Origin of the sequence: Lysobacter brunescens (assembly GCF_042677005.1) — a bacterium.
Taxonomy (GTDB): Bacteria; Pseudomonadota; Gammaproteobacteria; order Xanthomonadales; family Xanthomonadaceae; genus Lysobacter_I; species Lysobacter_I brunescens.
Genome location: NZ_JBHTIF010000001.1, coordinates 605,956 through 619,483, shown reverse-complemented (window position 1 = coordinate 619,483; position 13,528 = coordinate 605,956). Strand labels below are relative to the sequence as shown.

5 protein-coding genes are annotated in these 13,528 nt (G+C 67.8%); all 5 read left to right on the top strand.

Annotation, left to right across the window (positions count from 1 at the left end):
* On the top strand, positions 1 to 3,097 hold a 3,097-nt coding region (locus ACFQ0E_RS02625), incomplete at its 5' end, for a DUF7507 domain-containing protein (RefSeq protein WP_386822144.1).
* Positions 3,098 to 3,108: 11 nt separating this feature from the next.
* Positions 3,109 to 6,819, top strand: coding sequence for a hypothetical protein (locus tag ACFQ0E_RS02620; RefSeq protein WP_386822143.1), 3,711 nt, complete (start codon positions 3,109 to 3,111; stop codon positions 6,817 to 6,819).
* A gap of 251 nt (positions 6,820 to 7,070) precedes the next feature.
* Complete coding sequence (locus tag ACFQ0E_RS02615) at positions 7,071 to 8,489, top strand: hypothetical protein (protein ID WP_386822142.1); 1,419 nt, start codon at positions 7,071 to 7,073, stop codon at positions 8,487 to 8,489.
* 442 nt (positions 8,490 to 8,931) lie between these two features.
* Positions 8,932 to 11,454: a beta strand repeat-containing protein gene (locus tag ACFQ0E_RS02610; RefSeq protein WP_386822141.1), complete on the top strand. Its 2,523-nt coding sequence runs from the start codon at positions 8,932 to 8,934 to the stop codon at positions 11,452 to 11,454.
* Between the two features lie 129 nt (positions 11,455 to 11,583).
* Positions 11,584 to 13,458: a putative bifunctional diguanylate cyclase/phosphodiesterase gene (locus tag ACFQ0E_RS02605; protein ID WP_386822140.1), complete on the top strand. Its 1,875-nt coding sequence runs from the start codon at positions 11,584 to 11,586 to the stop codon at positions 13,456 to 13,458.
* The last annotated feature ends 70 nt before the right edge of the window (positions 13,459 to 13,528 follow it).

Genomic DNA, 13,528 nt, shown 5'->3' with positions numbered 1-13,528 from the left:
CGTGACGCTGGATCCGCTGACGGGCGCGGTGAATGTCGCGCCTGGCACGCCTGCGGGCACGTACGTGGTGACGTACGAGATCTGCGACGTGATCAATGGCCCTGGCGTGAACTGCGATACGGCGACGGCGACGGTGACGGTGGCAGCGGCGCCGATCGTGGCGAACCCGGACACCGCGACCGGCATCAATGGCTCCACGGGTGCCACGGGCGTCATCAACGTGCTGGTGAACGACACGCTCAACGGAAATCCGGCGACACTGGCTGACACCACGATCACCGATGTGATCGCGGCGACGCCGATCGGCGGCGGTCCGGTGCCGGTGCTGAATCCGGCGACGGGTCTGGTGGACGTGCCTGCAGGTACGCCGGCCGGTACGTACACGATCACGTACACGCTGTGCGAGCAGCTGAATCCGACGAACTGCAGCACGACGACGGTGACGGTCACGGTGGATGCGGCGCCGATCGATGCGGTGGACGACAACTACCCTGCCGTGGATGGCCTGGTGGGTGCGACGACGGCCTCGGTGCTGGCGAACGACACGCTGAACGGCGGTGCGGTGACGGTGGGCGTGGGCGGCAACGCCACGCTGACCCCGGGTGCGGCACCGACGCCGACCTCGGGCAGCATCGTGATGAACGCCGATGGCACGATCACGATCGCGCCGAACACCGAAGCGGGCACGTACACCTATCCGTACACGATCTGCGAAGTGCTGAATCCGACGAACTGCGATACCGCCATCGCGACCATCGTGGTGACCGCGCAGCCGAGCCTGACCGTGGTGAAGACGGCGGGCACGCCGTCGGGCAACACGGCCGGTTCGACGATCGCCTACAGCTTCCTGGCGACGAACACGGGCAACGTGACGGTCACGGGTCTGGTGGTGAACGACGTGCAGCTGGATGCGCCGGGTGCGACCTGCCTGGTGACGACGCTGGCGCCGGGCGCGAGCACGACCTGCACGGGCGTGCACACGATCACGCAGGCGGAAGTGGATGCGGGCGTGGTGAACAACAGCGCGACGGTGACCGGTTCGACGCCGGGCGGTGGCAGCACGACTTCGCCGCCGTCGACGACGAGCACGCCGCTGTCCCAGAGCCCGTCGCTGTCGCTGGTCAAGGCGCAGCCGACCGGCAGCCTCACCGCTGGTTCGACGATCACCTACACCGTGACCGCGACCAACACCGGCAACACCACCCAGACCAACGTGGTGGTGAGCGATCCGATGCTGACGCCGAACAGCGCGACCTGCGCGAGCGTGGCGCCGGGCGGCACCTGCGTGCTGACCGGTACCTACGTCGTGCTGCAGAGCGACGTCGACGCTGGCCAGATCGTCAATACCGCGTCGGTGACCTCGACGACGATCACGACGCCGGTGACGGCGACCGTGACCACGCTGATCGCGCGCAACCCGGCGATCAGCGCCACCAAGACGGCGACGCTGACCAGCGATGGCGGCGTGGCGGGTGCGGCGGATGTCGGCGACGTGATCACCTATGCGGTGACGGTGACCAACACCGGCAATGTGACCATGACGCTGAACTCGGTGATGGACAGCCTGGAAGGCCGCACGCCGGTCGCGCTGACCTGCACGCCGACGACCCTGGCCCCGGGCCAGAGCGCGACCTGCAACAGCTACACCTACACCGTGCAGGACAGCGACATCACGACGGTCGGACCGACCCTCGACAACGTGGTCACGGCCACGGGCACGTCGGTCGGCTCGGCGCAGTCGGTCAGCTCGTCCAGCACGGCGGTGGTCACGATCAATGCGGCGCCGGCGACGGTCCGCGTGACCAAGGTGGCTTCGCCGCGCGACGTGAAGGTCGGCGACCTGGTGCGCTACACGGTGACGATGCAGAACACGAGCCAGACCCCGGTGGTCGACGGCACGATGATCGACACGCCGCCGGCGGGCTTCACCTACGTCGAGGGCTCGCTGACGGTCGCCGATGCCGACAACGCCGGTCGCCTGGTCGGGACGTATCCGATCCGCGTCGACCGCATCGACATCGCGTCCGAGGGTCGCGCCACGATCACCTACCTGCTGCGCGTGGGCGCGGGCGTCCGCCCGGGCATTCACACCAACAGTGCGGTGGTCGAGGACAACGGTTCGGTGGTTTCGAACGTGGCCACGGCCGACGTGCAGCTGACGGGCGACCCGATGCTGGAGGAATCGCTGATCGTCGGTTCGGTGTTCAACGACACCAATGGCAACGGCCTGCAGGACGAAGGCGAACGCGGCGTTCCGGGCGTGCGCATCGCGACGGTGGAAGGCATCCTGGTCGAGACCGACCAGTACGGCCGCTACCATCTGACCGGCATGAACGGCGGACGCTGGGAACGCGGTCGCAACATCATCCTCAAGGTCGATCCGGCCACGCTGCCGCCGGGCACCACCTTCACCACGGACAACCCGCTGGTGAAGCGCGTGACCCCGGGCCTGCCGGCGCGCTTTGACTTCGGCGTGAAGCTGGTGCAGGGCACGTTCGAGGGCGGCACGAAGGCGGTGGAGATGGAGCTTGGTTCGGTGATGTTCGCGCCGGGCAGCGCCGAGATCCGCCCCGAGTACCGCGAGGCGATCGACAGGATGGCCGAGACGACGCAGAAGTTCGGAGGCGGCGAGGTGATCGTCGCCGCCGAAGGCGACAGCGACCTGCTCGCGTTCGAGCGTGCGGTCGCGGTGCGCGACGCGCTGGTGGCGAAGCTGCCGCCGGCCGTCGCCTCCGCCCTGCGGATCAGCGTGCGCGCCAATCCGCAGGAGCCGGCGAGCACGGTGGTGGGCGTGATGGACTGGCCGCTGATCGGCACGTTCCTGTTCGAGACCGACAGCGCCGAGATCAAGGCGGAGTACCTGCCGCTGATCCGTCGCATCGCCGAGTACATGGCGGAGATCGGCACGACGCGGGTCGCGGTGGTCGGCCATGCCGACAAGCGCGGTTCGGAAGAGCACAACGTGGCGCTCGGCATGCGCCGCGCCAAGGCAGTCCAGGAGGCCATCGCGGAAGCGTTGCCGGCAGAGATGCGCAACGGTGTGAAGGTCGATTTCAACGTGGATCCGGCAGCCCCTGCCGGCATGAACGGTCAGTGAGGGGCGCCGACATGAAGATGAAACTGCTCGACTACACCCTGATCGGCATCCTCGCCAGCGGCATGGCCACCCAGGCCGTCGCACAGGACCCGGCGCAGGCCGCGCCACCGGCAGACGCCACGCAATGCGGCGATGCCGGCTGCGAATCCAGCGAGGGCGTGCTGTTCAAGGTGCGCACCCGCGGCGAACAGCGTCCGGTCACGAACGCGATCAGCGAACGTGCCGACTCGACCACGCTGCAGCCCGACCGTCGCGTGACGGTCGAGGCCGAGCGCATCGATTCGAAGTGGGAATACAACCTCCAGCCCGGCCAGGCGATGGCGATCGGCCGCTGGTCGACCGACCTGCCCGGTGGCGGCGTGATCTGGGCGACTGAGGATCCCAACCTCGGCCAGCCGCAGTTCAACGTGTCCGCGCCGTCGCTGGTGCCGTTCGACGGCAGCCGCATCACCAAGCCGGTGCGGTTCTACGCGTACAACAACTATCCGGCCTTCATCCAGCGCGCCGAAGTGCTGGTCTTCCGCGCCACCGACGCCGACCTGGTGTCGCCGCTGGCCAAGGTCGACCTGCCGGTCGCTGGCGTCAGTGAAGTGCAGTGGGACGGCACCCTGCCGGGCGGCTACCAGCCGCAGGCCGGCGACGAACTGCTGTACCTGGTGCGCGCCTACGGTGCCGACGGCAGCTACGACGAAACCTTCCCGCGCCGCCTGCAGCTGGTGCGCCCGGAGGAAGTCGAGCGCGGCAACCAGGTCCTGCGCAACTCGGTCGAGCGCAGCACCGGCACGGCGATGAGCGCCGAGGAAGCGGAACAGCGCAGCCTGGTCGAAGGCGTGTTCGGCGAGAACTCGCTGCGCCAGCAGAACATCCCGATCTACGGCTCGCGCATCCGCATTCAGGGACGCGACATTCCCGACGGCATGGCCGTGCGCATCAACGGCCAGAGCCATCCTGTCGACCTGCAGCGCAAGCTCGTCGCCGAGTACCTGGTGCCCGTGGGTCGCCACCAGTTCGACATCGAAGCCAGCGGCCGCGACCAGCAGGCCGCGCGCGAACGCCTCGACATCGACGTCAGCGGCAAGTACATGTTCGCCGTCGCGATCGCCGACTTCACCGCGTCGGGCAACAGCGTGTCCGGTTCGATCGAACCGCTGGCCGGCGACGATCGCTACGACGACAGCTTCCTGATCGATGGTCGCCTGGCCTTCTATCTCAAGGGCAAGGTCAAGGGCAAATACCTGATCACCGCCCAGGCCGACACCCAGGAGCGCGAACTGCGCGACCTGTTCGACGGCTTCTGGGACGCCGATCCGCAGGACGTGTTCCGCCGCCTCGACCCGGATGCCTATTATCCGGTCTACGGCGACGATTCCACGACCTACCGCGATGTCGACACCATGGGCCGGCTGTATGTCCGCGTCGACTGGGACAAGAACCAGGCGCTGTGGGGCAACTTCAACACCGGCGTCACCGGCACCGAGTACGGCCAGTATTCGCGTTCGCTCTACGGCGCCGCGCTGAGCTGGCGCTCGCGTCGCGCGACCGACCTCGGCGAGGCCGGCACGCAGATCAAGGCCTTCGGCTCCGAGGCGCAGACCGCACCGGGCCACAGCGAATTCCTCGGCACCGGCGGTAGCCTCTACTACCTCAAGCACACCGACGTGCTGCCCGGTTCGGACAAGGTCGTCCTGGAAGTGCGCGACAACACGACCGGTCGCGTCGAGCGCCGGATCGACCTCGCGCGCGGCGCCGACTACGAGATCGACGAGTTCCAGGGCCGCCTGCTGCTGACCCGTCCGCTGGCGCAGATCACCCGCGAGAACATCCCCACGCTCACCCGCGACGCGCCGCTCGACGGCTTCGCGCAGGTGCTGCTGGTCGACTACGAATTCGTGCCCAACGGCTTCGACGCCGACGACACCACGATGGGCTTCCGCGGCAAGCACTGGTTCGGCAACCATGTCGCCGTCGGCGCCACCTGGATCGACGAGAACCGCGCCGGCGAGGACTACTCGCTGAAGGGCCTGGACCTCACGTTGCAGGCCGGTCGCGGCACCTACCTCAAGCTCGAACAGAGCCGCACCGAAGCGACCAGCGCGCCGATCTTCTATTCCGACAACGGCGGCCTGAGCTTCACCGAGCTCAATCCGGTCACCGGTCCGCGTGAAGGCGATGCGCGTGCGGTCGAGGCCCGGGTCAACTTCCAGGAACTGGGCTGGACAGATCTCGACTGGTCGGCCGGCGCCTGGTGGCGCAAGGTCGACGCCGGCTTCTCGGTCGGCCGCTTCGATCGCGGCCAGGAGATCCGCGAACACGGCGCCGAAGTGCTGGGCCAGTTCGCGCCGAACGTGAACGTCCGCGGCCGCTACAGCCGCGCCGAACGCGGCACCGATGCGCTGATCCAGGCGCAGGTCACCGGCGAATGGCGGATCAACGACCACAATCGTCTGTCGGCCGAGCTGCGTCGCGTCGAAGAGCAGCGTCTGCTCGGCGAAGCCGCCGGCCTGCTCGCCGCGCTGCAGTACACGCACCGCTTCGGCAGCAGCCTCGATGTCTACGGCACCGCGCAGTTCACGGTGGACGACGACGACGGCCGCTACGCCGACAACGACGCGCTGACCCTCGGCGCCAAGTACCTGTTCGGCGACCTGTCGAGCATCGGTGCGGAAGTGACCAGCGGCGATCGCGGCGACGCGGCGCAGATCAACGGCGAATACCGGATCAGTCCGGAGCACACCGTCTACGGCCGCTACACCTATTCGACCGACAAGACCGACTACGATCCGCTGTTCAACGACCGCCTCAACTCTGGCTGGACGCTGGGCCAGCGCTGGCGCCTGTCGAACCAGGTGAACCTGTTCAACGAAAGCCAGTTCCTCAAGGCGCCGAACGAGTCCGGCCTCGCGCATACCTTCGGCATGGATTTCTATCCGGGCGTGGGCTGGACCCTGGGTTTCACGCTGCAGAACGCCAACCTCGACCGCGACGTCGGCAATGTCGACCGCCGCGCGATCAGCGTCAGCGCCGGCCGCAGTTCCAACGACACGCAGTGGCAGAGCAAGCTGGAGTGGCGCGATGACAGCGGCGCCGAAGAGCGCACGCAGTGGGTGACGACCAACAACTTCACGCACAAGCTCAACGACAGCTGGCGGATCGCGGCGCGCTTCAATTACTCGAAGACCACCGACGACCTGCTGGCCACCGCGGGCGCGAAGTTCATCGAAGGCAACTTCGGCTTCGCCTACCGGCCGTTCGATTCCGGCAAGTGGGCGCTGCTCGGTCGCTACACCTATCTGTACGACGTGTCCGCGCTGCAGCAGGTGGGCGACAACGTCGCCAACTACGACCAGCGCAGCCAGGTGCTCTCGCTCGAAGGCATCTACAAGCCGAACGTGCAGTGGGAATTCGCCGGCAAGCTGCTGCGTCGCGAAGGCGAGGTGCGCTTCGGTCGCCTGAGCGGGCAATGGGCGGATTCGGGCGCGACCTTCGCCGCGATCCAGGGCCGCTACGCCTTCGCAGACAACTGGCACACGCTGGCCGAGTACCGCTGGCTCGGCGTGAAGGACGGCGGCGACCGCCAGGGCTTCCTGTTCGGCATCGATCGCAACCTCGGCAAGAACCTGCGCCTCGGCGTGGGCTACAACTTCACCGAGTTCAGCGACGACCTCACCGACTTCGATTACGACCACAAGGGATGGTTCGTGAATCTGGTCGGCTGGTACTGATCCTTTCCCATCGATTCCACGGAGCCGTGCGCATGGATTGCGCACGGCACGGAACCGCTCAGCCTCAAGAACAAGAAGTGAACATGCACAAGACCATAGTCGACCCACGCACTTCCTTCCGCAAGCGATTGGCTGCAACCGCATCTCTCGCGGCTCTGCTTCTTCTCCCTGGGCATGTGTTCGCGCAGCGCGCCATCGAAATGAATTCGGCGGGTGCCAGTACGGCGGCGACGCCTCCGTTCCAGGGGCCGTTGACCATCACCCTCCAGAACAACACCGACAATCCGGGCGGCAACACCTTCGCTGCGGTCGGTGCCACCACGCCGACGGCGACGCTGACGATCCTCAACCAGCAGTTCGCGAATGCCACCAATTTCGCCGCCAACGGCGCCATGATCGGCGGCACCTTCGCAGGCGACCCGCACTACGCCGCGATGAACTTCCTCGGTGGTGGCCAGAGTGCGCAGTTCACTTCGCTGCCCACGGTGACCGCAGGCACAGGTATCGCAGTCGCGACCAACCACGCCGCCCAGTTCGAGTTCCGCACCAACGGCCTGCTGGCCGCAGGATCTCCTGCGAGTGGTCGTTTCCAGTTCGCCGACCTGCGGATCGACCTCAACGTGCCGGTCTCGAACCTGGTGCTGCATATCGCCGGTCTCGGCGGCAACGCCGGCGGCAAGAACTTCACTGCGGAGTTCGACCTGGTGCCAGGCAGCTCGATCGGTGCCACCGGTATTGCGCGCCTGTCGGGCAACGCCGCGTTCGGCGTCGCCGGCAACCAGATCAATCATCTGGTCGCCACGCCTGCGGCGAACTGCAACGTGGCCAATTCGGGCGCGTGCGGCTCGGTTCATGTCACGGGCACCGCGATCACTCGCGTGTACCTGCGCATGTACATGCGTTCCAGTGATGCCACGGCCTGGCCGACCAATGGCGCGGAGGGTTGGATGTTCGCTCTCTCGGGCGAAGTCTCCGATATGACCCCGGCTTTCTCCGGCCTCCCGGCTTCCATCGTGCCGGGGACCAATTATTCGGCCACGCTGACCTGCACCAACCAGGGCCCGAACATCGCCTACTCGCCGACCTGCACGCCGACCGCCAGCGCGGGCACGATCTCCGCGCTCAACTGCGTGCCGGCGATTCCGGTTCCGCCTGCCGGCCTGAGCCCGATCGCACCGAACAACCAGATCGCGTGCAGCTTCAACTACGTGCTGCCTGCGGGCGGTGGCCAGACGCAGGTGACCTTCACCGGCCAGACCGGCGCGGTCAACGACCGCAACGGCGGCAGCGTGGGCTCGGCGCCGAACAATCAGGTCGTCGCGAACGTGCCGGTGCCCAATGCCGACCTGGTGCTGACCAAGACCAACACGCCGGGTGCGAACGGCAATGTCGACCAGGCTGCGGACACCGTGGTCTCTGGTGCGCCGAGCAACTATGCGATCACCGTGACCAACAACGGTCCGAATGCGGCGAACGGCGCCGTGGTCACCGATCCGGCGCCGACCAACCTCAACTGCACCACCGCGACCTGCAGCGCCGCAGGCGGTGCGGTCTGCCCGGTGCCGACCGGCGCCGCGCTGGTGACCGCGCTGCAGGGCGCCGGCGCCACCGTGCCCACCCTGCCCAACGGCGGGTCCGTGACCTTCACCCTGAACTGCACCGTCCAGTGAGTCTGGTCGTGGCGCGGTTGCGATGAGGACGGGGCCCTTCGGGGCCCCGTTTCTTTTGCGCGATCCGCTGGCGGGCGATCATCGAGGCATGGCCTCGGAAGCCCAGGGTCGTGCAACCTGCAATGGGGTGCCATGCTTCCGATGAGCGGCAACCATTCCGCTGCGGATGGTCTATCCTGTCAGACGTAACAGCATGAATGTGATACCGCCTGCGCCGTAAGGTGCAGGGACGGCAGGGTGCGGATGCGGGCAGTCACGGAAGTCGGATTCCCGGCTCCGGCACTGCGCATCCGTCAGGCTCATGCGGGCCGCAAGGTCCTGATGTTGGGAACGTCAACGTTACCGGGGTGTCTCCATGCAACTGAATGCACGAGCAGTCCTCGCCCATTGTCCGGAACGGCGTGCGTCGATCGCGCCGCGACCGTCCGGCTGGCGAATCCTCATGCTCGCGGCAGTCATGTTGCTGGTCATGCCGATCGCGCAGGCCGCGCAGGTACAGCAGCTCAACACCCAGTCCGCCACTGCTACCGGGGCGGGTGCCTCGGGCAAGCCGACGATCGCGAGTTTCAACATTCCCAGCGGAAAGAATCGTGCCCTGTTCATCTGGGGCTCGTTCGAGCGCGATCACTGTTCGCCTGCGGACACGTCCGGATTGCTGTGCACGAGCGGCAATGTCGCCGGCACCGGGTTGGGCGACAACTGGCCGGAGCCCCGCGTCGGTACGCCGCCGGCCACCACCACAAACAACCAGATCACCGCGCAGGTCATCGGCCCCGGCGGGACGATCAACAAGCAGAATGCCCTCGTGATCGGTGGCACGCCCAGCGGCGACACCCGTTTCATCACCATCAGCACCTCGCCGACCGGTTCGCCCGCCGGCACGGCGTTCTTCAGCGTCAGCAGCTTCCACATCGTGCTGTTCGAGAACGAGATCAACACCTTGCTTGGTGGTGCCGCATCGGGGACCGTCAGCATTTCCTTCCCCGACGTCACCACGCCCTCCGGAGCAGGCGATGATGCGATGGTGATCGCATCGGTGTTCCAGAACGTCGAACAGACGGTCACCGGTTTCGTGCGCAACGCCACCGCGACGGCGCAGGTGACCACCGGTACGCCCGGCAACTACAGCCTGGCACCGGCCGCCTACGATGCTGGTCAGGCACCGGATGAAGCCGACGATGGCAAGCTGGTGACGGGCGCCAACAGCAGCGTCGCAGGGTTCACCCTGCCGGCAGGCCACGTCGCGCTGGCCACGCCATCGGTCACCAATGCCGCAGGCCAGTACGACACGCCCAATGGCAACATCAATGACGAGCCGAACGGTTTCACCGGTGGTGCGTACTTCCGCAATGGCGGCGCCACGCCGGGCAGTCTCTATACGCTGCAGGCTGCCGGGGCGGCGGCCACGCTGGTCTACGGCGGCACCAACGCCTCCTTCCTGCTCGAATCCGACAACGCCGACGTGCCCGATGCGCCGATCAGCTACGGCAATCCGACGCACACCGTCACCGGCATCCGCCTCGGTGCGACGGTCGACGCCGATGCCTCGCTGCTCAACAATGCCACCGCCACCGGCGACGACGTCAACAACACCGACGACGAAGACGGTGTGACCCTCGTGCCGCTGCTGCCGATCGGGCAGACGACCGTGGTCCCTGTGAGCATCCAGAACGGCTCGGGCTTCCTCAGCGCCTGGTTCGACTGGAACGTCGACGGCGACTTCAACGACGCCGGCGAACAGATGGTCACCGCGCAGGCCGTGGCCGTGGGCACCGTGAACCTCAACATCGTGGTGCCGCTGGGCGCGGCGATCGGCCCGACCTTCGCCCGCTTCCGCGTCTGCACCAACAATACCGCGCTGGACAACTGCAACACGCCGACGGGCACCGTGCAGAGCGGCGAAGTCGAGGACTACCAGTTCCAGGTCGGGCGCACGCTCACCCTGCGCAAGATCACCGTCGGCGGTGCGGGCGGGCCGTTCGGCTTCACCCTGACCAACACCGTGCAGACCACCGGCACCGTGACCACCGCGGCCGCGAACACGCCGACCCAGGTCGATGGCGATACCGGTACGGCGGGCACGCAGGTGTTCACCATCGTCGCGCCGACCACGGCGGTGACCATCAACGAAAGCAGCCTGCCTGCCGGCTGGTCGCTGACCGGTGCGACCTGCGTCAACGCCAGTGCCGCCACCGTCGGCAGCCTCAGCGGCAGCACCTACACCATCACCGGTGCCGAGGTCGCGGCCAGCATCAGCTTCACCTGCAATTTCACCAACGACAAACTGCCGATCCTTCGCCTGCAGAAGGCGCTGCCGAGCGGCCGCTTCAATGCGGGCGACCAGTTCACGCTGAGCATCGCCGGCACCGGCGGGCCGGCCTCGGTGACCACCACAGGCGCGGGCAACACGGCGACCGGCGTGGCGACGCTCAACCCGGGTGCGGTCGGCGCCAGCTACACCTTCAGCGAGGCCGGCGCGTCTGGCGCGAACCTCGCGAACTACGCCACGACCTATGCCTGTACGAATGCGCTGTCTGGCGGGCAGACGCCCTCGGGCAGCGGCACCACGTTCAACGTGACCGCCGTGGCGGGCGACGACCTGACCTGCACCTTCACCAATACCCGCAACGCCCAGGCCGACCTGCGCCTGACCAAGACCAACACCCCCGGGCAGAACGGCGAAGTCGACCAGGCTGCGGACACGGTGGTCTCCGGTACGCCGACCACCTACACGATCACCGTGAGCAACCTCGGTCCGGACGCTGCCAACGGCGCGATCATCACCGATCCGGCGCCGAGCAACCTGACCTGCGCGACCGCGACCTGCGCCGCGTCCGGCGGCGCGGTTTGCCCGGTGCCGACTGGTGCCGCCCTGGTGACCGCCCTGCAGGGTGCGGGAGCCACGGTGCCGACGCTGCCCAATGGCGGTGCTGTGACGATCACCCTCAACTGCACGGTCAACTGAGTCGTGCCCGCCGTCGCCTCCGGGCGACGGTGGGCTGTCCGATCGACGCCGGTTTCCGCGTTAAGCTGTCCGATCATTCACGCCTATGGCTGCGCCGTGCGGCCGTGACGTGCGACCGAGGACGCGACCATGGCGGCAGGTGCGGGGAGCCCGAAGCAGCTGGATCGCGGCGCGCTGGCGCGCCGGCACAACCACGCGCTGGTCGCCATGGGGCGACGGGTCTGGAGCGAGGACTGCACCCTCGAGAGCGCGATCGCGCTGATCTGCGAAATCGCCGCCGATACCCTGGAGATCGAGCGCGTCAACGTCTGGCGCTGCGACCATCCCGCCGGCCGGATGCGCTGCATCCATGCCTACGAACGCAGCCTGCGCCGCCACAACCCGCCCGGGTTCGAGGAGGAGCTCCCCCTCGTCGGGGCATACGCCGACCAGCTCGACGACGTGCGCGTGATCGACGTCGCCGACGTGCATGTCGGTGACAGTCCCGCCGCAGACGACGGTTTCCAGGCGTATTTCGAACGCCACCAGGTGCAGTCGCTGCTCGATGCGCCGATCCGCAGCCAGGGCGAACTGCTCGGTGTGGTCTGCCACGAACATGTCGGCTGTGCCCGGATGTGGACGCCCGAAGACCAGGCCTTCGCCGGCAGCATCGGCGACTACATCGCCGCCGCCTACGAGATCAGCCGCCGGCGCGAGGTCGAAAGCCGCCTGCGCTACATCGAACGCCACGATCCCGAGACCAACCTGCCCAATCGCGACCACCTGCTGGAAGTCGCGCACATCGCGCTGCGGCCGATGCACGAGCAGGACAACGGCCTGGTGGTGGTTCACCTGCAGCTGGAGATCCCGCCCGAAGTGGCGGGCGACGACGCGGATCGCCAGCGGCTGGTCGCCGATGCCGCCGAACGCCTCCGCGACGCGCTGGGCCATACAGCGACCCTGGCGCGGGTGCGCGAGGATGCGTTCGCGGTGATCCCGCATCGCCAGCTGCAGGAAGTGGAGGCGCTCGCCCTGGCCGAACGCTGCATCGACCTGCTGCAGGCCGGTTTCGAGCCGCTCGGCGATGCCGCGCATCCGGTGGTGGTGTCGGCGGGCATCGCGTTCTCGCGCGACCTGGTGGCGCCTTCGGCGGACGCGCTGCTGCGCAACGCCGAGAACGCCTGCCATCGCGCACGGGACACCGGCTTCAATCGCTGCGAGGTGTTCGACGCCGACCGCCATCGCGGCCTGCTCGAACGGCTGCGCACCGAGCAGGCGCTGCGCGAGGCGTTCGCCAACGGCCACCTGCTCCTGCACTACATGCCCGAGATCGACCTGCGCGACGGGACCTGGCGGTCCGCCGAGGCCCTGCTGCGCTGGCGCGACGAGACCGGCCGGATCATTCCCGCAAGCGAGTTCATCGAAATCGCCGAGACCTCCGGCCTGATCGTGCGCCTCGGTCGCTGGGTCCTGCTCGAAGCCTGCTGCGCGGCGATGCGCTGGCCCGCACGCGACGGCGTCGCGCCGCTGCTGCGCGTCAACGTTTCCGCCCGCCAGTTCGAGCAGGCCGGCCTGATCAACGACGTGCAGATGGCGCTGGCCGAATCGCACCTGCCACCGGAGCGGCTGTGCCTGGAGCTGACCGAGACGATGCTGCTGCGCGAGCAGGACGCCGCCGCCAGGACGCTCGCACGGATCCGCGCACTGGGCGTGCGCGTGGCCCTCGACGATTTCGGCAGCGGCTACTGCTCGCTCAGCTATCTCAAGCGGCTGCCGATCGACACGCTGAAGATCGATCGCGGTTTCGTCGCGGGGCTGCCGCAGGACCATGCCGACCTGGCCATCGTCCGCGCCGTGTCGCAGCTCGCGAACAGCCTGGGCATCGATGTGGTGGCCGAGGGCGTGGAGACGCAGTCGCAGGCCGACTGCCTGCGCGACTGCGGCGTGCAGGGCGTGCAGGGCTGGCTGTATTCCCCGGCGATCGACAACGAGGCGCTGATCGCGGCGTTCGGCGCGGGGCGCTGAGCCCGTCGCGGATCGCGTCCCGCCGGCGCAAGACGCCAATCCGCGTCCTTTCCGTCCGGTGCGGGGGCGC

Coding starts and splice junctions, on each gene's coding strand:
- ACFQ0E_RS02605 (WP_386822140.1), top strand. CDS start 11,584: ATGGCGGCAGGTGCGGGGAGCCCGAAGCAGCTGGATCGCGGCGCGCTG.
- ACFQ0E_RS02610 (WP_386822141.1), top strand. CDS start 8,932: ATGCTCGCGGCAGTCATGTTGCTGGTCATGCCGATCGCGCAGGCCGCG.
- ACFQ0E_RS02620 (WP_386822143.1), top strand. CDS start 3,109: ATGAAGATGAAACTGCTCGACTACACCCTGATCGGCATCCTCGCCAGC.